The organism is Stenotrophomonas sp. TWI587 (genome assembly GCF_039674145.1).
Taxonomy (GTDB): domain Bacteria; phylum Pseudomonadota; class Gammaproteobacteria; order Xanthomonadales; family Xanthomonadaceae; genus Stenotrophomonas; species Stenotrophomonas maltophilia_AY.
Map to the genome: position 1 here is coordinate 220,170 of NZ_JBDJMW010000003.1, position 17,578 is coordinate 237,747.

Genomic DNA, 17,578 nt, shown 5'->3' on the forward strand with positions numbered 1-17,578 from the left:
TCCTTGCGGTGGTTCTAAGTGATGTGCCGTCACATTGCCCACTGCGACGTCCACCATTCGTGAAGGTATGGTGGACGCTGTGTGTACCGTTCATGCGTGCCGGGCGACCGCAGGTCCGCGCGTTGGCCGTTTGCGGGTCGAACCGCCGTTCATGTCAGGCCCGGCATCGCCAGGTCCGTGATCACGCCGCCCGCGTCTCAAAAAAGAGGGTGGCCCCGGAGAGGGCTTCGGGGCCACCCTGTACCAGCCCGCTCGCGGGACGCCGACGAGGATTCAACGGCAGGCTCATGGATCTGACAGTAGTGGGTGGGCAAAGTTCAACGTGCTGCACTGCCGCATCGAGCCGCTTCCGCGCAAACCGATTGGACCGCAGGTGGCACAGGCACGCACGAGGCCCCAACGGCGGGGGTACATCCGGGATGAACAGGCAGCGGTTGTCTCTCAAATTGTCCCATTGCTATAATTTGGCGGCTCGACGAGGCGTTTGCTTGCAGCCTCGGCCTTTCCTACTCACAACCATGCAGGACATTCACGTGCTGAACTCCGTTGACGCGGGTCGGCGACTGATGCTGCGCGCAGCGGTTTACCCGCTGGCTGCAGTGGCTGTCCTGGCTCTGGCCCTGCTGCTGTGGGGTGGCCCGAAGGCAGCCCTGGGGGCGTTGCTCTCCGGTGTGGCGGTTTCTGCAGCCGGCTGGGTCGCCGCGCGGATGGCGCTGGGCGGCGGGGTGCAGGCGGCAGGTTCGGCGATGACCCGCCTGATCCTGGCGGTGGTGGCAAAGTGGGTGCTCGTATTCGGCGTCCTGATGGTGGGGTTCCTGGTCTTCAAGCTGCCTGCATTGGCGCTGCTGGCCGGTATCGCCGTCGGGTTGATGTTCCAGGTCCTGGCTCTGGCCAGGCGCTGATCCAATTTATTTAACTCAAGGTTCCGGACACATGGCAGGCGAGGCGCTGACACCCACCTCCTACATCCAACATCACCTGCACAACCTGACGTTCCATATGCAGGAAGGTGGTTTCTGGGCAATTCACGTCGACACCATTGTGACTTCGGTCCTGATGGGTTTGTTGATGGTGTTTGGCTTCTGGATGGCAACCCGCAAGGCCACGGCCGGCGTCCCGGGCAAGTGGCAGGCGTTCGTCGAGATCTGCCTGGAATTCGTTGACCGCCAGGCCAAGGACACCTACCACGGCACCAGCAAGCTGGTGACCCCGATCGCGATCACCCTGTTCTTCTGGATCCTCATGATGAATCTCATCAAGATGATCCCGGCCGACTTCATCGCCAAGCCGCTCGAGCTGCTCGGCGTGCCGTACTGGAAGCCGGTCCCGACCGCCGACGTCAATGCCACCTTGGGCATGTCGATCAGCGTGTTCTTCCTGATGCTGTTCTTCGCGCTGCGTTCCAAGGGCCTGGGTGGTTTCACCAAGGAATTCCTGACCGCGCCGTTCGGCAAGTGGATGATGCCGTTCAACCTGATCCTCAACATCGTCGAATGGCTGAGCAAGCCGATTTCGCTGGCGATGCGACTGTTCGGCAACATGTTCGGCGGCGAGATCGTCTTCCTGCTGATCTGGGTGCTGGGCGGTGCTGGTATCGCCGGTGCCATTGCAGGCGGTGCATTCGGCCTGGGCTGGATGCTGTTCCACCTGCTGGTGATTCCGCTGCAGGCGTTCATCTTCATGATGTTGTCCATCGTGTACCTGAGCCTGTCGGAAGACGCTCACTGAGTTTTCGTTTCACCCTTCATCCGTTTGTTTCTAAACCCTTAGCTATTCAAAGTTCCAGGAGAAAACCATGTACTTCGCCGTCCTGACCAACCTCGCCCAAGTCCAGAGCTCCACCGTCCTCGCCGTCGGCATCATGATCGGCCTGGCCGCGCTGGGTGCCGGTCTCGGTCTGGCCATCATGGCCGGTAAGTTCCTGGAATCGGCTGCCCGTCAGCCGGAACTGATTCCGGTTCTGCAGGTCCGCATGTTCATCACCGCCGGCCTGATCGACGCCGCGTTCATCATCTCGGTCGCCGTCGGCCTGCTGCTGGCCTTCGCCAACCCGATGATCGGCGAGTTCGTTGCACGCCTGCCGCAGGTTGCTGGTTAATCCAGCAACAGCGAAACGATCAGGCGCCTTGTGCGCCTGATCGCGGATGAAGGATCGGATGCGCCGCCACGGCGGCCCATCCACCCCGTCACCCCCGATTGAGCGAACCCCATGGATATCGGTTTTACCCTCGTTGCCCAGGGACTGGCATTTGCCGGTCTGATCTGGATCATCGCGACCAAGATCTGGCCGCCGTTGATGAACGCCATCGAAGAGCGTCAGCAGAAGATCGCTGAAGGCCTCGCCGCTGCTGACCGCAGCCAGAAGGATCTGGCCCAGGCGCAGGAAAAGGTCAACGATGCCCTGAAGGATGCGCGCACCAAGGCCAACGAGATCATCGATCAGGCCCATGCCCGCGCCAACCAGATCGTTGATGCGGCCAAGAACGAAGCCATCGTCGAAGCGACCCGCCAGAAAGATCTGGCCTACGCCGAGATCGACGCTGCCGCCAACCGTGCCCGTGAAGATCTGCGCAAGCAGGTGTCCGCGCTGGCCGTGAGCGGTGCCGAAAAGCTGCTCAAGCGCGAAATCGATGCCAACGCCCACAAGGCGCTGCTCGACGAGCTGGCATCGGAGATCTGATCGATGAGCCAGGCCCTCACGCTTGCACGCCCGTATGCCCGCGCCGCGTTCGCGACCGCGCGCGACGAAGGCACGTTCGCGCCGTGGTCGGACGCGCTTGCGTTCTCCGCCCACGTAGCTGCCGACCCGCGCGTGGCGGCCCTGCTGTCGAACCCGGAGCTGGAGCGCGACGCCGCCGTCGCGCTGCTGGTGCCGGAATCGTCCAGCGAGACCTTCGGTCGCTTCCTGGCCGTGCTGGCCGATGCGCACCGTCTGCCGCTGCTGCCGGAAATCGCCGGCATGTACGACCAGCTGCGCGCTGAAGCCGAACACGTGGTCAAGGCCACCGTGACCTCGGCCTCGGAACTGTCCGGCGCCGAACTGGACGCCATCAAGGCCGCGCTGCGCAAGCGCTTCGGCCGCGAGGTGGACGTGACGACCGCGGTCGATGCGTCGCTGATCGGCGGTGCCGTGATCGACGCCGGCGATGTGGTCATCGATGGCTCGCTCAAGGGCAAGCTGTCGCGCCTGCAGACCGCGCTCGCTAACTGAATTCATTTAACGTCCGGCGTGACCGCCGGCACTAGGACTTGACGATGGCAACCACGCTCAACCCCTCCGAAATCAGCGAACTGATCAAGAACCGCATCGAGAAGGTCAAGCTGGCCGCGGAATCGCGCAACGAAGGCACCGTGACCAGCGTGTCCGACGGCATCGTGCGCATCTTCGGTCTGGCCGACGTGATGCAGGGCGAAATGATCGAACTGCCGAACAACACCTTCGCCCTGGCCCTGAACCTGGAGCGCGACTCGGTCGGCGCCGTGGTCCTGGGTGATTACCAGAACCTGCGCGAAGGCGACGTGGCCAAGACCACCGGTCGCATCCTGGAAGTGCCGGTGGGTCCGGAAATGCTGGGTCGCGTGGTCAACGCGCTCGGTGAGCCGATCGACGGCAAGGGCCCGATCGCGGCCAAGCTGTCCGCTCCGGTGGAGCGTGTGGCCCCGGGCGTGATCTGGCGCAAGTCCGTCGACCAGCCGGTGCAGACCGGTTACAAGTCGGTCGACTCCATGATCCCGATCGGCCGTGGCCAGCGCGAGCTGGTCATCGGTGACCGCCAGACCGGCAAGACCGCCCTGGCCATCGATGCGGTGATCAACCAGAAGGCGACCGGCATCAAGTGCGTGTACGTCGCGATCGGCCAGAAGGCCTCGACCGTCGCCAACATCGTGCGCAAGCTGGAAGAGAACGGCGCCCTGGCGCACACCGTGGTGGTCGCTGCGACCGCGTCCGAATCGGCCGCGATGCAGTACATCAGCGCCTACTCGGGCTGCACCATGGGTGAGTACTTCATGGACCGCGGCGAAGACGCGCTGATCGTGTACGACGATCTGTCCAAGCAGGCCGTCGCCTACCGCCAGATCTCGCTGCTGCTGAAGCGTCCGCCGGGCCGTGAAGCCTACCCGGGTGACGTGTTCTACCTGCACTCCCGCCTGCTCGAGCGCGCTGCCCGCGTGTCCGAAGAGTATGTGGAAAAGTTCACCAACGGCGCCGTCAAGGGCAAGACCGGCTCGCTCACCGCGCTGCCGATCATCGAAACCCAGGCCGGTGACGTCTCGGCCTTCGTGCCGACCAACGTGATCTCCATCACCGACGGCCAGATCTTCCTGGAAACCGATCTGTTCAACTCCGGCATCCGCCCGGCCGTGAACGCCGGTATCTCGGTGTCGCGCGTGGGTGGTGCGGCCCAGACCAAGATCATCAAGAAGCTGTCCGGCGGCATCCGTATCTCGCTGGCGCAGTACCGCGAGCTGGCTGCGTTCGCGCAGTTCGCCTCGGATCTGGACGAAGCCACCCGCAAGCAGCTCGAGCGCGGTCAGCGCGTCACCGAGCTGATGAAGCAGAAGCAGTACGCGCCGATGTCGATCGCCAACCAGGCGCTGACCATCTACGCCGTCAACGAGGGTTACCTCGACGACGTGCCGGTCAGCAAGCTGCTGGCGCTGGAAGAAGGCCTGCATGCCCACTTCGCCAACACCCAGGGCGAGCTGATCGAGAAGGTCAACGCCACCGGCGGTTGGGACAACGATATCGAGGCTGCCTTCAAGAAGGGCATCACCGAGTTCAAGACCACCGGCAGCTGGTAAGCCGCATGTAGAGCGGGGCTCAGCCCCGCTTCACTGTGACAAAGCGGGGCACCCCTCCGCTCTACGGGAATAAGAGATGGCAAGCGGACGCGAAATCAAAACCAAGATCAAGAGCGTGCAGAACACCCGCAAGGTGACGCGCGCGCTCGAAATGGTCTCGGCCTCCAAAATCCGCAAGGCGCAGGAGCGGATGAAGACGTCGCGTCCGTATGCGCAGGCGATGAAGCAGGTGATCGGTCACCTGGCCCAGGCCAGCACCGATTACCAGCATCCGTTCCTGGTCCAGCGTGACGAGGTCAAGCGGGTCGGTTACATCGTGATCTCCTCCGACCGCGGCCTGGCCGGCGGCCTGAACAACAACCTGTTCCGCAAGATGCTGGGCGAAGTGCGCCAGTACCAGGAAAAGGGCGCCGAGATCGACGTGGTCACCGTCGGCCAGAAGGCTTCGACCTTCTTCCGCCGGGTCAAGGTCAACATGGTCGGCAGCGTCACCCACATGGGCGATGTGCCGCACCTGGAACAGCTGATCGGCGTGATCAAGGTGATGCTCGACGCCTTCACCGAGGGCAAGGTCGACCGCGTGTACCTGGTCTACAACCGCTTCATCAACACGATGACGCAGAAGGCCAGCTTCGATCAGCTGCTGCCGTTGCCGGCTGCTGAGAAGCAGGTCGCGCATCACGACTGGGACTACCTGTACGAACCCGACGCCGCGACCGTGCTCGAGCACGTGATGACGCGTTACGTCGAGTCGCTGGTGTACCAGGCCGTGCTGGAAAACGTCGCCTCCGAGCATGCGGCACGCATGGTGGCGATGAAGTCGGCCAGTGACAACGCGAACAAGCTGATCGGAACCCTGCAGCTGGTCTACAACAAGGCCCGCCAGGCAGCGATCACCCAGGAAATCTCCGAAATCGTCGGCGGCGCGGCAGCAGTCTGACGCGCACAGTCAAAGCACACATTAGAGGATTGCAGCAATGAGTCAGGGCAAGATCGTTCAGATCATCGGCGCCGTCGTCGACGTCGAATTCCCCCGCGAGTCGGTGCCGAAGGTGTACCACGCGCTGAAGGTGGACAACACCGAAATCACGCTGGAAGTGCAGCAGCAGCTGGGTGACGGCGTGGTCCGCTGCATCGCGCTGGGCTCCACCGACGGCCTGAAGCGCAACCTGGTCGCCACCAACACCGAACGCGCCATTTCGGTGCCGGTCGGCGCGGGCACGCTGGGCCGCATCATGGACGTGCTGGGTCGCCCGATCGACGAAGCCGGTCCGGTCACCGCCAGCGACACCTGGGAAATCCATCGTTCGGCTCCGTCGTACGAAGACCAGTCCCCGGCCACCGAGCTGCTGGAAACCGGCATCAAGGTCATCGACCTGATGTGCCCGTTCGCCAAGGGCGGCAAGGTCGGCCTGTTCGGCGGCGCCGGCGTCGGCAAGACCGTCAACATGATGGAACTGATCAACAACATCGCCAAGGCGCACAGCGGTCTGTCCGTGTTCGCCGGCGTGGGTGAGCGTACCCGTGAGGGCAACGACTTCTACCACGAGATGAAGGACTCCAACGTCCTGGACAAGGTCGCGATGGTGTACGGCCAGATGAACGAGCCGCCGGGCAACCGTCTGCGCGTCGCCCTGACCGGCCTGACCATGGCCGAGTACTTCCGCGATGAGAAGGACGAAAACGGCAAGGGCAAGGACGTGCTGCTGTTCGTCGACAACATCTACCGCTACACCCTGGCCGGTACCGAAGTGTCGGCACTGTTGGGCCGTATGCCGTCGGCCGTGGGCTACCAGCCGACCCTGGCCGAGGAAATGGGCGTCCTGCAGGAGCGCATCACCTCGACCAAGAACGGCTCGATCACCTCGATCCAGGCCGTCTACGTGCCCGCCGATGACTTGACCGATCCGTCGCCGGCCACCACGTTCGCCCACTTGGATTCGACCGTGACCCTGTCGCGTTCGATCGCCTCGCTGGGTATCTACCCGGCCGTGGATCCGCTCGATTCGACCAGCCGCCAGATGGATCCGCTGGTCATCGGCCACGAGCATTACGACACCGCCCAGCGCGTCCAGCAGACCCTGCAGAAGTACAAGGAACTGAAGGACATCATCGCGATCCTGGGCATGGACGAACTGTCTGAAGAAGACAAGCAGGCCGTGACCCGCGCCCGTAAGATCGAACGCTTCTTCAGCCAGCCGTTCCACGTGGCCGAAGTGTTCACCGGCTCGCCGGGCAAGTACGTGTCGCTGAAGGACACCATCCGTGGCTTCAAGGCCATCGTCGATGGCGAATACGACCACCTGCCGGAACAGGCGTTCTACATGGTCGGCAGCATCGAAGAAGCGGTCGAGAAGGCCAAGAAGATGGCCGAGAAGGCCTGATGCGGCGGGGACGGGCTCCGGTCCGTCCCGACCGTGACACGGGGTGGGCATCTGCCCACCGCTGCGGAACACCTGCGGTGGGTTCAACCCGCCCCCTAGCGAAGAGAGTTACATGAGCACCATTCGTTGCGACATCGTCAGCGCCGAGCAGGAAATCTTCCGTGGTGAAGCGACCCTGGTCGTGGCCACCGGCGAGCTGGGCGAGCTGGGCATCGCGCCCAAGCACGCTCCGCTGATCACCCGCCTGAAGCCGGGCAAGGTGGTAGTGACCACGCCGAACGGCGAACAGCTCGATTTCGCCATCTCCGGCGGCATCCTCGAGGTGCAGCCGCAGGTCGTGACCGTGCTGGCCGACACCGCGATCCGTGCCCAGGACATCGATGAAGCCTCGGTCCGCAAGGCCAAGGAAGAAGCCGAGCGCATCCTGGCCAATCGTGGCGAAGCGATGGAAGTGGCCGAAGCCCAGCAGAAGCTGGCCGAAGCCGTGGTCCAGCTGCAGGCCCTCGAGCGCCTGCGCAAGACGCTCAAGCACTGAGTGGAGCGGCGCGACGGCGCCATCCACGAAGGGAAAACGCCGGCTTGCCGGCGTTTTTTTTTGCCTGCCGGCGGCGGATGGCTCAGCGGAAGATCAAGGTGCGCATCAGCAGGAACGACACCGCGGCCAGGCCGCCCTCCACCAGTGGTTTGGCCAGCCACGCATAGCGCAGGCCAAGATGCTCGGCGGCCAACGTCACCAGCAGCGTGCTGATCGTCGTCAGCACCGCCCACAGCAGCAGAAAGCGCGCGAATCGCGTCCAGCCCAGCCGGTGTGCGCCGTCTCGCGCGAACGTGTAACGGCCGTTGAGCCAGAACCCCAGCACCATGCCTGCCACACGCCCCAGCAGATTGCCTGGCACCGTCGGCATGCCCAGTGCGGTGGCGCCGACGAACACCGCCCAATCCAGCACCAGCTGGACAAGACCGATGACGAGGTAACTGCTGCCTTGGCGGAGGAGGCTCATGGAGGATTCGCGGCGGACAATCCCACATGTTAACGAGCGGCGCACTAGAATTCCCCTCAACGATTCCCGGAACCCGATCTGCCCATGACCCAGCCCCTGCACGTGATCATCCTGGCCGCCGGTGCCGGCAAGCGCATGAAGTCGGCCCTGCCCAAGGTGCTGCAGCCGATTGCCGGCCGTCCGATGCTCGCCCATGTCATCGACACCGCGCGCCAGCTGCAGCCCGAAGCAATCCACGTGGTGTACGGCCATGGCGGCGAAGCGGTGCGGCAGGCGTTCACGGACCAGCCCGACCTGCGCTGGGCCGAACAGAGCCAGCAGCTGGGCACCGGCCACGCCGTGCTGCAGGCCATGCCGGAGGTGCCGGATGCGGCCACCGTCCTGGTGCTGTACGGCGATGTGCCGCTGATCCGCGGCGAGACGCTGCGTCACCTGCTGTCGCAGCAGGGGCGGCTGGCGGTGCTGGTGGCCGAGGTTGCCGATCCGACCGGCTATGGCCGCATCGTGCGCAATGCCGAAGGCAAGGTCGGCGCGATCGTCGAGCAGAAGGATGCCAGCGACGAACAGCGCAGCATCCGGACCATCAATACCGGCATCATCACCGCCGAATCCACGGCGCTGCGCCGTTGGTTGTCCCAGCTCTCCAATGCCAACGCGCAGGGCGAGTACTACCTGACCGACATCTTCGCGGCCGCGGCGAGCGATTACACCCCGGCCGACATGGCCTTCGTGCAGGATCCGCAGGACGCAGAAGGTGCCAACGATCCGTGGCAGCTGGCCCAGCTTGAACGCGCCTGGCAGCTGCGGGAAGTGCGTGCGTTGTGCGCGCAGGGCGCACGCGTGCTGGATCCGTCGCGGCTGGATATCCGTGGCACGGTCACCGTCGGCAGCGACGTGCAGCTCGACGTCAATGTGATTCTGGAAGGGCGCGTGGTACTGGGCGATGGCGTCAGCATCGGGGCGTTCACCCGGCTCAAGGACGTGACCCTGGCGGCGGGTACCGTGGTCAAGCCGCACTGCGATCTGGACGGCGTGATCAGCGAAGGCGCGGCCGAGATCGGTCCGTTCGCCCGCCTGCGTCCCGGTACGGTGCTCGCAGAAGGGTCGCACGTCGGCAATTTCGTCGAGACCAAAAAGGTGGTGCTTGGTGCGGGCAGCAAGGCCAACCACCTCACCTATCTGGGCGATGCGGTGATCGGCAGCAAGGTCAACATCGGTGCCGGCACCATCACCTGCAACTACGACGGCGTCAACAAGTCGCAGACCACCATCGGGGATCGCGCCTTCATCGGCTCCAACAGCTCGCTGGTGGCCCCCGTGGTGATCGGCGAGGGTGCCACGGTGGCGGCCGGTTCGGTGATCACCCGCGGGGCACCGGCGGACAAGCTGACCGTCGCACGTGCCCGCCAGGAGACCATCGACGGCTGGAAGCGCCCCACGAAGAAGTAGTGCCGGCCGCTGGCCGGCGTTACCGGGCGTCCGCCGGCAGGAAGATCGCCACGCACAGGCCGCCTTCGCGGCGGTTCTGCAGGGCGATGCGGCCACCGTGTGCTTCCACGATCTCGCGGGTCAGCGCCAGGCCCAAGCCCGTGCCGTTGCGCTTGGTGGAATAGAAGGGCATCAGCGCGTTCTGCAGCACCGCCTCGTTCATGCCCTTGCCACGATCGAGCACCTCCAGCCGCAGCCACTGCGGCAGGCGGGTCAGGCGGACCTCCACATCATCATTAGGAGGTTCGGCCTCACCGCAGGCTTCGTGTGCGTTCTTGAGCAGGTTCAGCAGCGCCTGCCCGAGCTGGGCGATGTCCACCCGGCTGTGCACGTCGTCTGGAATCTCCGCCATCCGGAACGGAATCTGGTGCTGCAGACTGGTGAGGAACATAATCCACTGCACGGTCTGCAACTGCGGCTGCGGCAGTTTGGCGAACCGCGCATACCCGCGGATGAAGCCTTCGAGGTGACGTGCACGGTCTTCGATGGTGGCAAAGACCTCCTCCAACCGTTCGACCTTGCCGCGTCGCACCAGCTCGCCACCGGAGTGCGCCAGCGACGCGATCGGGGCCAGCGAGTTGTTGAGCTCGTGGCTGATCACCCGGATCACCTTTTTCCAGGTCTGCACTTCCTGCCGGCGCAGTTCCGCTGTCAACAGGCGGATCAACAACAAGTCATGCGGGCGACCATTGAGGTGGAAGTTGCGCCGTGACAGGTGGTAGACCTGTTCGTCGTCCTCATCGCCGTCCTCTTCGCGCACCGCGAACAGACTGTCGCCGCCGCGCGCGATGGCATCGCGCAGCTCAACGGGCATCGTCTCCATGACATCGTGCATGCGCTGGCCCTCCAGCTTCCAGCCGTTGTGCAGCAGCTTGCGCGCGGCCAGGTTGGAAAACACCACCCGCTGCACACCGTCGCCACCGTGGGCCAGCAGCAACATCGACACCGGCGTGTTCTGCACCATGGTATCGAGCAGCAGCTCGCGCTGGACCAGTTCCTGACGCTGCGCCCGCAGCACATCGCCCAGCTCGCGATGGGCCTGGACCAGGTCGCCCAGCTCGTCGTTGGCGGGCCAGTAGATGCCGAAGTTGTATTCGCCATCGCGGTAGCTGCTGGTGGTGCCTGACAGCGCCCGCAGCAGCGAGCGGATCGGCGCGGTGGCACGGCGCAGGCTCCACCACATCAGCGACAACAGCACGATCAGCGAGATCACGGTGATGCCCCAGCCGTGGTCCAGCCAGAATGCGAGGTACCACGGGAACGCCGCCGCCAGTGCCAGCACCGGCAGCAGGCGCAGGAACAACTGGAAGGTGAACGAACGCCGCTTCATTCGCGCGGGATGCCGTAACGGTCCATGCGCCGGTACAGCGCCTGGCGGCTGAGCCCGAGTTCGGCGGCGGTCTGCGCGATGATGCCGTGGTTGTGGGCCAGCGCGTTCTCGATCCGGCTGCGGTCCGGATCCACTGCCGGGCTGGCGGCTCGGGGCGCGCTGGCGCGCGGCAGGTTGAGATCGCCCACCTCGATGCGCGGGCCGTTGGACAGCAGTTCGGCGCGTTGCAGCACATTGCGCAGTTCGCGTACGTTGCCCGGCCACGGATGTCGCTGCAGCGCGGTTGCCGCGGCGGTGGACAGCGGCTTGCCACTGTCCAGGAAGCGCTCGGCCAGCGGCAGAATGTCGCCGGGGCGCTCGGCCAGCGGTGGCAACGCCAGCTCGACGGTATTGAGGCGGTAATACAGATCCTCGCGGAACTGGCCGTCGCGGATCATGCCCGGCAGGTCGGCATTGGTAGCGCTGATGACGCGCACTTTGACCTGCCGCTCGCGGTTGGAACCCAAGCGTTCGAAACGACCGGTCTCGAGCACGCGCAGCAATTTCATCTGGCCGCTGGAGGAGAGATTGCCGATCTCGTCCAGGAACAGCGTGCCGCCATCGGCGGCTTCGAACTTGCCTTCGCGTGCCTTGTTGGCGCCGGTGTAGGCACCGGCTTCGGCACCGAACAGCTCGGCTTCGATCAGCTCGGCGGGAATCGCACCGCAGTTGAGGGCGACGAACGGGCCCTTGGCGACCAGCGAATTGGCCTGGATGATCTCGGCGATCTTCTCCTTGCCCGCCCCATTCGGACCGGTGATCAGCACCGGCAATGCCGAGCGTGCGACCTGGCAGGCCAGACTTACCACGCGCTCGCTGGCGGCATCGGCGACAACGGCGCCGCGCAGGTCGTAACGGGCTTCCAGCGCCGAACGGTTGCGTTGCTCACGGTCGCGGCGGCGATCAAGTTCCCGGCGGGTTTCAGACAGTTCCAGCAGGTTGTTGACCGTGATCAGCAGTTTGCGGTCGTCCCACGGCTTGGCCAGGTAATCGGCGGCGCCGGCCTTGACCAGATCGACCGCGCTGCTCAGATGCGTCCAGGCGGTCAACAGGATGACCGGCAGGTCCGGGTGGCGTGCACGGATCTGCAGGAACAGCGCTTCGCCTTCTTCGCCGGAGGTCGTGTCTTCGGTGAAGTTCATGTCCTGGATCACCAGGTCCACCAGCTGCTGTTCCAGCAGGGCCAGGCCCTGCTCGGGCGAGAGCGCGTGCAGGGTGTCGATGTCGTGCAGCGAGAACAGCACGTTCAGTGCGGTGCCGACGCTGGCGTTGTCGTCAATGATCAGGATCGAGGGCATGCGGCAGCGTAGGACCGGAAGTGGGATCAAGAGTACCGGAGCGCCGGGCCAAGAGGCAGATGGCCCGGCGTGGCTGCCCTCAGCCGCCGGCGCGGGGTGCCTGCGGAATGGCCGGGGTTTCCACCGCCAGCGCTTCGCTCCAGGCGGCGCTGTCGACGTAGACGGTCTTCTGGTTGCCCTTGCGCAGCACCGTGACGGGCACACGGGAGCCCTTGTTGCCGCCGAGGGTGTGGGTCAGGTCCGCGATCCTGCGCACCTGCTGGTCGCCCACGCGGATGATCCGGTCACCGCTGCGCAGGCCAAAGTAGGTGCTCGGCTCGGTGGTGGTGATCCGCACGATGCCATCCTGGGCATCGACCACCAGATGGTGGCCGGCATCACGCCATTCCAAGCGCGAGGTGTCGGCCTGGGTGGCGGCCAGCGCGGGGGCACCTGCCAGCAGGAGGGACAACAACAGGGGGATCATCTTGATCTTGGTCTTGGTCTGGCGCATTTCAGGCACTCCGGGTGGCAACAGCGGGTGGAACGGCGGCGGCACGACGTGCCGGGCCGAAGACAGCGATCTGGCCAAGCAGCCACAACAGCACCGCGCCGATCGGCAGGTAACTGATGGGCATGCGCGGCAGCTCGTAGTTGTTCATCAGCCACAGATTGATCGTGTAGGCCATCAACATGCCCAGCACGATGCCGACCGAGGCCAACAGGAAGTTCTCGGTCTGGAAGTAACGCAGGATCTGGCTGCGGGTGGCGCCGAGCGCCCGGCGGATGCCGATCTGTTTGGTCCGCTGCTGCACCCAGAAACTGGCCAGGCCGACGATGCCCAGCGCGGTGACTACCAGCAGGGCCACGCACACGGTGATCAGCAGGCCGACCATGGCCCGGTCATTGGCGAACGTTTTGTGGCGGACCTGTTCGTAGGTGAGCTTGGCGCGCACCATGCGGCTGGGATCCACCCGCTCCAGTGCAGCAACTGCCGCCTTGAGGACCTCATCGCGGCGAGCGGGATCGGTGACACGGATCAGGTAGAACCCCATGTCATAGCTCATCCGGATCGGCAGCAGCATCGAGTGATGCGTGTCGCCCTCGACGTTGCCCGGGCGCGCGAGCGCTTCGACCACGCCGGTCACGCGCAATGGCATGCGGCCGCTGTAGACCGTCTTGCCCAGTGCATCGCCTCCCGGGTACAGCTTTTCGGCGGCCGAACGGGTCAGGATGACGGAGCTGCCCTTGGAGTCGGCTGTCTCGTCGGCGACCACCTCGCTGTACTCACGGTACTCGCCGGGCTGGAAATCACTGCCGGCCACCAGTTTCAGACCCAGCGTCTCCAACGTGCCCTCGCGGACGAAGTACTGCGATGCACTCAGGGTCGGGCGCTCCTGGTCGGGCACCCGGGACAGGCTGGAATTCCACGAGTTGCGGCGGAACGGCAGTTGGTTGATGGTCACCACGCTCTTGACGCCGGGCACGCTGCGCAGTGCGGCCAGGTCCTCACGGGTGCGTGCTTCCACGTTCACCTGCTTGCCGACACCGCCCAGGCGGACTTCCATCAGCTCGGTTTCGGCGATGCCACTGGGCTGGTTGATCTTCTCGATGCGCTGGCCGATCAGGAACAGCGCATTGCAGACGATCGCGCAGGTCAGTGCGATCTCCAGCACGATCAGCGCTGCGGCGGTCTTGTGCCGGCGCAGGGTGGAAAAAATGGGACGGATATCCATGATGTGCTCCGGATCCTTACTGCGATTTGAGTTGGATGGCGGGCGTGACCTGCATCGCGCGCAATGCCGGCAGGAAGCCGGCCAGCAGGCTGGCGACCAGGGTGAGCGCGAAAGTCATCAGCAGCATCTGCCCATCCAGCGTGGCCAGCTTGGCGTAGTCCACCGGTTGCTGACGCACCGCGTACAGGCCGAGCAGGGCCAGCAGCAGGCCGAGCAGGCCACCGGCCAGACCCACCGTGCCGGCTTCCACCAGCGATTGCAGGAAAATCTGCCCACGGCTGGCACCGAGCGCGCGACGCACGCCGATCTCACCGCTGCGGCGCAGGAATTTGGCCAGCAGCAGGCCGACCGTGTTGATCAGGCACACCAGCAGGAAGCCCATCGCCAGCCACAATTGCAGGCGCACATCGCCCGGCACGACCTGCTTGTGGTCCAGCCAGTCCATGACGCTGCGCAGGCGCACATTCGGTGCGCGCTCAAAGCGGCCTGCGGACTTCTGCTGGGCCGAGTAGTTCTCCAGGTAGGCGCGGTAGTCGGCGGCATCGGCCGGCGAGGCCAGTTCCACCCAGTACTGCATCCAGGTGCATGGTGCATTGACCGCCGTTTCATCGCCACCGGAGTTGTCCCAGCAGTTCATGTTCCCGTTGCGGCCCAGCTTGAGCTCCAGCGCGGTGGAGAGGGGGATATAGATGTCCTCGCTGCCACCGTATCTGCCGGTCTCCAGATCATAGAAGTGTGGGTTCGGATTCCACTCGTCCAGCACGCCGACCACGGTGAAGGTGTGTCCGTCCATGCGCAGCGGCTTGCCGACGCTGTTGGCGCCATCGAACAGCTTCTGGTTGAGCGCCTGCGAAATGACCACCACGCGGCCGCGCCCGTCGTCGTCGGCCACCGGCCAGGCACGGCCATACTGGAACGGCGTATCGAACATCGGGAAGAAGTCGGTGGAGGTGTAGCGTGCATCGGTATCGAACGGACGCAGCGAGGACTTGTCCGGCTCGATGGTCACGCCACCACCGGTCATCAAGGCCTGGTGCTTGGCATGCTTCTCACGCAGCAGTGCCTCGCCATCAAAGCGGGTCAGCTGCTCCTCCGGTTCCTCGCCAGGCTGGTAGCCCAGCATCGGGCGCGGATCGACCTGCACGGCGAACAGGCGATCGCTCTTCTGCGGGATCGGATCGCCGGACAACACATGGAACACGGTCAGCGTGGTCATCGAGGCGCCGATGCCCAGCGCGATGGCGACCACCATCAGCGCGGTCAGCACCTTGTTGCGCCGGAAGCTGCGCAGGGCCAGTCGGAAGTAGTAGGCGAGCATGGCGGGCCTCAGTCGTTGGCGATGGCGGCGGCGACGGACGGGCGCGGCGTGGCGAGCACCGGATCGCGCAGCAGATCAGTGACCTGGCCATCGACGATGTGCACATTGCGCTTGGCGCGCGCGGCCAGCTCCGGGTCATGGGTGACCATCACGATGGTGGTGCCCTTGGCGTTGATCTCTTCCAGCAGCTCCATCACGCCACGCGCCATCTGGCTGTCCAGGTTGCCGGTCGGTTCATCGGCCAGCAGCAGGCGGGGGCTGCCCGCAAGCGCACGCGCGATCGCGGCGCGCTGCTGCTGACCGCCCGACAGCTCGGCCGGGTAGTGCTTCATGCGCGAGCCCAGGCCCACCTGGGCCAGCGCATGTTCGATGCGCTGCTTGCGCTCTGCCGCCGGCATGCCGCGGTAGCGCAGCGGCACATCGACGTTGTCGAACAGGTTGAGGTCGGAGATCAGATTGAAGCCCTGGAAGATGAAGCCGATCTTCTGGTTGCGCAGCCGGCTGCGCGCGTCGTCGCCGAGCTGGCTGACGTCCTGGCCATCGAGCAGGTAGGTGCCGCTGGTGAAGGTCTCCAGCAGGCCGGCGATGTTGAGGAAGGTGGTCTTGCCCGAACCGGACGGACCGGTCACGGCGACGAACTCACCTTCGCGCACGTGCAGATCCAGCGACCGCAGGGCATGGGTTTCCACCTGTTCGGTGCGGAAGACTTTGGCGACCGAGCGCATTTCAAGCATGGCTGTGTTCCTTTGAATGTCGGAAAGATCGAAAGGGAATGAATCAGTTAATGGACACGCGCTCGGCATCGCCGAACAGATCGCTGCCGGACACCACGACGCGATCGCCGGGTTGCAGGCCAGAGAGAATTTCAACTTCGCCCAGGCTGCTCACACCGAGCTTGACCGGGCGGCGGACAGCACTGCTGCCGTCCATGACATAGGCGTAGCCGTTGCCCTGTTCAACGAACGGGCCACGCTCGATTTTCAGTGCGTTGCGGCGGGTATCAAGCAGCACGCGTGCCTGCATCCGCTGGCTCTGGCGCAGGCCCTGCGGCTGCTTGTCGGAGAAGCGGATGCGGGCGTTGACCTCGCCGGCGACCACTTCCGGGGACACGGCGGAGATCTCACCGGCGAACTGGCCGCTGCCGCCGGTGAGCTGGGCGGGCATGCCGATCGACAGCTCGCGGGCGAAGCTCTCCGGCACCTTGATCTCGATTTCGAAGCGGGACAGATCGACCACGCCCAGGATCGGCGCATTGGCGACCACGTTGGTGTGCTGGGTGGCCTGCACCTGGCCAACCTGGCCATCGAACGGGGCGCGCAGGGTGAGCGCGTCGACCTGTCGCTCGACCTCGGTGACCACCGCGCGCTGACGATCAGCCAGCAGGCGCTTGTTGCGTGCGTCCAGATCGGCGCCCTGGGCCTTCAACATGGCGTCCTTGCGGGCGTGCTCCAGCTGGATGTCGCTTTTCTTGACCGTGTCTTCGGCCTTGGCGACATCGACCTGCGGCACCGCGCCACCATCGAAACCGCGCTTGTAGCGCTCCAGATCGCGCACTGCGGCCTGGCGTTCGATCACGGCCTGGTCGGTGTCCTTCTGGGCAGTGGCGCGGGCGAGGGTGGCATCCAGGGTGGCGCGGCTGGCCTCGGCCTGCAGGCCGGCCAGCGTGGCCTGTTCCTGGGCCAGTTTGCTGCGCAGTTCCGGGCTGTCGATCACGGCCAGTTCCTGGCCCTGCTTGACCACGTCACCGGCCACGACCTTCAGGGTCACGGTACCTGCGGAGATCGCATACAGCACCGGATTGTTGGCGGCGATCACGCGGCCGTCGGCGGCGATGTCGCGGACCATGTCACCCCGGGTGACTTCGGCGACGCGGACACGGGCGCTGTCAAAGGAGCGGCTGGCGCCGAGCCACGCTCGGGCGGCGAAACCGATCGCCAGCAGCACGACCAGCGCGGCGACCGCCGGCCACAGCCAGCGCTTCCACGGTGCGGGCGCGGCGTGCGAGGAAAGGGTCTGGTCCTGGGCGGAAGTGTCGCGGATCATCGGGCTCGTTCGCGGTTGGGTTGTGAAGTAACAAAGCAGACTTCGTGCCAACTTTTCACCCTTTGAAAACAAGGGCTTGCGAATCATGCGGCGTGTCCGGGTGTCCGCGGACACCGGACCGGACACTTTCGTTAAGCGGACAGCGCCCAAGCGTCCGCG

At 65.0% G+C, this 17,578-nt stretch carries 18 protein-coding genes; 10 read left to right on the plus strand and 8 right to left on the minus strand.

The features are described 5' to 3' along the window. Positions 1-533 precede the first annotated feature (533 nt). The 9 genes from ABE464_RS06650 (at position 534) to ABE464_RS06690 (ending at position 7,722) form a co-directional block, all read left to right on the plus strand. A complete protein-coding gene (locus ABE464_RS06650; RefSeq protein WP_172407534.1) occupies positions 534-902 on the plus strand; it encodes a hypothetical protein in 369 nt (122 codons plus the stop codon). Between the two features lie 31 nt (positions 903-933). Beyond that, the gene (atpB, locus tag ABE464_RS06655) at positions 934-1,728 is read left to right on the plus strand and encodes a F0F1 ATP synthase subunit A (protein WP_346471296.1); all 795 of its coding nucleotides are present in this window, start codon (positions 934-936) and stop codon (positions 1,726-1,728) included. A gap of 67 nt (positions 1,729-1,795) precedes the next feature. After that, positions 1,796-2,098, plus strand: a complete 303-nt coding sequence (gene atpE, locus ABE464_RS06660; RefSeq protein WP_017354883.1) for a F0F1 ATP synthase subunit C — start codon at positions 1,796-1,798, stop codon at positions 2,096-2,098. A 111-nt stretch (positions 2,099-2,209) separates the two neighbouring features. Further along, positions 2,210-2,680: a F0F1 ATP synthase subunit B gene (locus ABE464_RS06665; RefSeq protein WP_346471297.1), complete on the plus strand. Its 471-nt coding sequence runs from the start codon at positions 2,210-2,212 to the stop codon at positions 2,678-2,680. A 3-nt stretch (positions 2,681-2,683) separates the two neighbouring features. Continuing rightward, complete coding sequence (locus tag ABE464_RS06670; protein WP_123730107.1) at positions 2,684-3,211, plus strand: F0F1 ATP synthase subunit delta; 528 nt, start codon at positions 2,684-2,686, stop codon at positions 3,209-3,211. 44 nt (positions 3,212-3,255) lie between these two features. Continuing rightward, on the plus strand, positions 3,256-4,803 hold the full coding sequence (gene atpA / locus ABE464_RS06675; RefSeq protein WP_123730108.1) for a F0F1 ATP synthase subunit alpha: 1,548 nt from the start codon (positions 3,256-3,258) through the stop codon (positions 4,801-4,803). Positions 4,804-4,879: 76 nt separating this feature from the next. Continuing rightward, positions 4,880-5,743, plus strand: coding sequence for a F0F1 ATP synthase subunit gamma (atpG, locus tag ABE464_RS06680; RefSeq protein ID WP_123730109.1), 864 nt, complete (start codon positions 4,880-4,882; stop codon positions 5,741-5,743). A 37-nt stretch (positions 5,744-5,780) separates the two neighbouring features. After that, entirely contained in the window at positions 5,781-7,187 is a 1,407-nt protein-coding gene (gene atpD / locus ABE464_RS06685) for a F0F1 ATP synthase subunit beta (RefSeq protein ID WP_313209101.1), read from the plus strand. A gap of 112 nt (positions 7,188-7,299) precedes the next feature. Continuing rightward, the gene (locus ABE464_RS06690; protein ID WP_005411127.1) at positions 7,300-7,722 is read left to right on the plus strand and encodes a F0F1 ATP synthase subunit epsilon; all 423 of its coding nucleotides are present in this window, start codon (positions 7,300-7,302) and stop codon (positions 7,720-7,722) included. Positions 7,723-7,804: 82 nt separating this feature from the next. Here the strand turns inward: ABE464_RS06690 and ABE464_RS06695 are convergent, their stop codons facing one another. Next, the gene (locus tag ABE464_RS06695) at positions 7,805-8,188 is read right to left on the minus strand and encodes a GtrA family protein (RefSeq protein WP_346471298.1); all 384 of its coding nucleotides are present in this window, start codon (positions 8,186-8,188) and stop codon (positions 7,805-7,807) included. A gap of 84 nt (positions 8,189-8,272) precedes the next feature. On the opposite strand from ABE464_RS06695, the gene glmU reads away from it, so the two are divergent. Further along, a complete protein-coding gene (glmU, locus tag ABE464_RS06700) occupies positions 8,273-9,637 on the plus strand; it encodes a bifunctional UDP-N-acetylglucosamine diphosphorylase/glucosamine-1-phosphate N-acetyltransferase GlmU (protein WP_346471299.1) in 1,365 nt (454 codons plus the stop codon). Positions 9,638-9,656: 19 nt separating this feature from the next. Here glmU and ABE464_RS06705 read toward each other — a convergent pair whose 3' ends face one another. From ABE464_RS06705 to ABE464_RS06735, 7 genes are all read right to left on the minus strand, one after another. Then, positions 9,657-11,006 carry an ATP-binding protein gene (locus tag ABE464_RS06705; RefSeq protein WP_346471300.1) on the minus strand — a complete coding sequence of 450 codons (1,350 nt, stop codon included), beginning with the start codon at positions 11,004-11,006 and terminating at the stop codon, positions 9,657-9,659. Then, positions 11,003-12,343: a sigma-54 dependent transcriptional regulator gene (locus ABE464_RS06710; protein ID WP_346471301.1), complete on the minus strand. Its 1,341-nt coding sequence runs from the start codon at positions 12,341-12,343 to the stop codon at positions 11,003-11,005. Before ABE464_RS06710 ends, ABE464_RS06705 begins: the two co-directional genes overlap by 4 nt. A 79-nt stretch (positions 12,344-12,422) precedes the next feature. Further along, on the minus strand, positions 12,423-12,836 hold the full coding sequence (locus ABE464_RS06715) for a PDZ domain-containing protein (protein WP_346471302.1): 414 nt from the start codon (positions 12,834-12,836) through the stop codon (positions 12,423-12,425). Between the two features lies 1 nt (position 12,837). After that, positions 12,838-14,058 (minus strand): FtsX-like permease family protein, encoded by a 1,221-nt coding sequence (locus ABE464_RS06720; RefSeq protein WP_346471303.1) that lies wholly within the window; start codon positions 14,056-14,058, stop codon positions 12,838-12,840. A 16-nt stretch (positions 14,059-14,074) separates the two neighbouring features. Then, on the minus strand, positions 14,075-15,376 hold the full coding sequence (locus tag ABE464_RS06725; RefSeq protein ID WP_346471304.1) for an ABC transporter permease: 1,302 nt from the start codon (positions 15,374-15,376) through the stop codon (positions 14,075-14,077). Positions 15,377-15,384: 8 nt separating this feature from the next. Beyond that, complete coding sequence (locus tag ABE464_RS06730) at positions 15,385-16,110, minus strand: ABC transporter ATP-binding protein (RefSeq protein WP_123730117.1); 726 nt, start codon at positions 16,108-16,110, stop codon at positions 15,385-15,387. 43 nt (positions 16,111-16,153) lie between these two features. Continuing rightward, positions 16,154-17,419, minus strand: coding sequence for an efflux RND transporter periplasmic adaptor subunit (locus tag ABE464_RS06735; RefSeq protein ID WP_123730118.1), 1,266 nt, complete (start codon positions 17,417-17,419; stop codon positions 16,154-16,156). Positions 17,420-17,578 lie beyond the last annotated feature (159 nt).

Bases quoted from the DNA above. Each gene is read 5' to 3' on its own strand.
- ABE464_RS06665 (WP_346471297.1), top strand. From the start codon at position 2,210: ATGGATATCGGTTTTACCCTCGTTGCCCAGGGACTGGCATTTGCCGGT.
- atpA (WP_123730108.1), top strand. From the start codon at position 3,256: ATGGCAACCACGCTCAACCCCTCCGAAATCAGCGAACTGATCAAGAAC.
- ABE464_RS06690 (WP_005411127.1), top strand. From the start codon at position 7,300: ATGAGCACCATTCGTTGCGACATCGTCAGCGCCGAGCAGGAAATCTTC.
- atpG (WP_123730109.1), top strand. From the start codon at position 4,880: ATGGCAAGCGGACGCGAAATCAAAACCAAGATCAAGAGCGTGCAGAAC.
- atpB (WP_346471296.1), top strand. From the start codon at position 934: ATGGCAGGCGAGGCGCTGACACCCACCTCCTACATCCAACATCACCTG.
- ABE464_RS06715 (WP_346471302.1), bottom strand. From the start codon at position 12,836: ATGCGCCAGACCAAGACCAAGATCAAGATGATCCCCCTGTTGTTGTCC.
- glmU (WP_346471299.1), top strand. From the start codon at position 8,273: ATGACCCAGCCCCTGCACGTGATCATCCTGGCCGCCGGTGCCGGCAAG.
- ABE464_RS06725 (WP_346471304.1), bottom strand. From the start codon at position 15,376: ATGCTCGCCTACTACTTCCGACTGGCCCTGCGCAGCTTCCGGCGCAAC.
- ABE464_RS06670 (WP_123730107.1), top strand. From the start codon at position 2,684: ATGAGCCAGGCCCTCACGCTTGCACGCCCGTATGCCCGCGCCGCGTTC.
- atpD (WP_313209101.1), top strand. From the start codon at position 5,781: ATGAGTCAGGGCAAGATCGTTCAGATCATCGGCGCCGTCGTCGACGTC.
- ABE464_RS06705 (WP_346471300.1), bottom strand. From the start codon at position 11,006: ATGAAGCGGCGTTCGTTCACCTTCCAGTTGTTCCTGCGCCTGCTGCCG.
- ABE464_RS06735 (WP_123730118.1), bottom strand. From the start codon at position 17,419: ATGATCCGCGACACTTCCGCCCAGGACCAGACCCTTTCCTCGCACGCC.
- atpE (WP_017354883.1), top strand. From the start codon at position 1,796: ATGTACTTCGCCGTCCTGACCAACCTCGCCCAAGTCCAGAGCTCCACC.
- ABE464_RS06730 (WP_123730117.1), bottom strand. From the start codon at position 16,110: ATGCTTGAAATGCGCTCGGTCGCCAAAGTCTTCCGCACCGAACAGGTG.
- ABE464_RS06695 (WP_346471298.1), bottom strand. From the start codon at position 8,188: ATGAGCCTCCTCCGCCAAGGCAGCAGTTACCTCGTCATCGGTCTTGTC.
- ABE464_RS06710 (WP_346471301.1), bottom strand. From the start codon at position 12,343: ATGCCCTCGATCCTGATCATTGACGACAACGCCAGCGTCGGCACCGCA.
- ABE464_RS06720 (WP_346471303.1), bottom strand. From the start codon at position 14,058: ATGGATATCCGTCCCATTTTTTCCACCCTGCGCCGGCACAAGACCGCC.